The sequence below is a fragment of the Arthrobacter sp. SRS-W-1-2016 genome, assembly GCF_002009585.1.
GTDB classification, from domain to species: domain Bacteria; phylum Actinomycetota; class Actinomycetes; order Actinomycetales; family Micrococcaceae; genus Arthrobacter; species Arthrobacter bambusae_A.
In genome coordinates this window covers 1-1,117 of record NZ_MTPV01000089.1, presented here as the reverse complement: position 1 = coordinate 1,117, position 1,117 = coordinate 1, and the positions used below count along the sequence as shown (strand labels likewise).

General features: G+C 64.4%; 1 protein-coding gene. It reads right to left on the bottom strand.

Features of this window, described 5'->3' with window-relative positions; all coding sequences use genetic code 11:
• On the bottom strand, positions 1 to 994 hold a 994-nt coding region (locus BMF89_RS21395), incomplete at its 3' end, for an IS481 family transposase (RefSeq protein ID WP_139359780.1).
• Positions 995 to 1,117 lie beyond the last annotated feature (123 nt).

The window sequence follows — 1,117 nt, the reverse complement described above, 5'->3', positions numbered from 1 at the left end:
TGTACTGCCCAGGGAGGTTGGTTAGCCGGCTGACGGGTGGTTTGTTCCCGGTGGCGGTGTGGGGCCTGTGGTGATTGTAGTAGTGGATCCAGCCGGGGAGGGCCTCGCGGCGGGCTGTTTCGGTTCCGTAGAACTTCGCGTAGGCCCAGCCATCGTTGAGGGTCCGATGGAACCGTTCAATTTTTCCGTTGGTCTGGGGCCGGTAGGGTCGTGTGCGTTTCGGTGTGATGCCCAGTTCGGCGCAGGCGTCCGACCAGGCCCCGGAGACGTAGGCGGATCCGTTATCGGAGAGCACGCGTTTGGTGGTGATGCCGCGGTCGGCGAACCAGTCCACGGCTCGGCGCAGCACGGCGATGGCGGTCACGGCCTTCTCGTCGTGGTGGATTTCGGCGTAGGCGACGCGGGAGTAGTCATCCAGGACCGTGTGCACGAAGGCGGTGCCGTTCCTGGGGTGTTTGCTGGAACGGGTCAGGCCGGTGCGCGCGGCCGAGGTCCGGGAGTTCCTTCCGCCTTCATGCCGGCCCAGGTACCGGTGGCCTCCGCCGTCGGGGATGTTGCCGAACTTGGTGACATCTACGTGCAGCATCTCCCCGGGGGCTGCGTGCTCGTAACGGCGGATCGGTTCTCCCGTGTGCCGGTCGATGTAGCGCAGCCTGTTGATCCGGCAGCGGACCAGGACGGCGTGCACGGTCGATGCCGCAATGCCCAGGAGTCCGGCGATCTGTACCGGGCCCAGCCGCTTGCGTAACCGCAGGGCAACGATGCGTTTCACCAACGCCTGCGGTGTCCTGGCCGGGCTATGGTGCGGCCGTGAGGACCTGTCCTGCATGCCCGCGGCTCCGTGGTCGAGGTAGCGCTGGACCCAGCGTTTGGCGGTCGGCCAGGACACCATGAACATCTTCGCCGCCTCGGAGATCGTCCAGTGCTCGTGAACGACCAATTTGGCGAGTTTCAAACGGGTTTTTGGGGTCAGTGTTGCGTTAGCGTGGGACACGAAGGCCTCCTGGGTGTGCAGCGGTTTCTTAGACAGCTCCACTCCACACCGGGAGGCCTTCGTCATGCCGGAAATCTATGCCGTGTTCTCACACGACTTCAACCAATGTCCCTGGGCAGTACA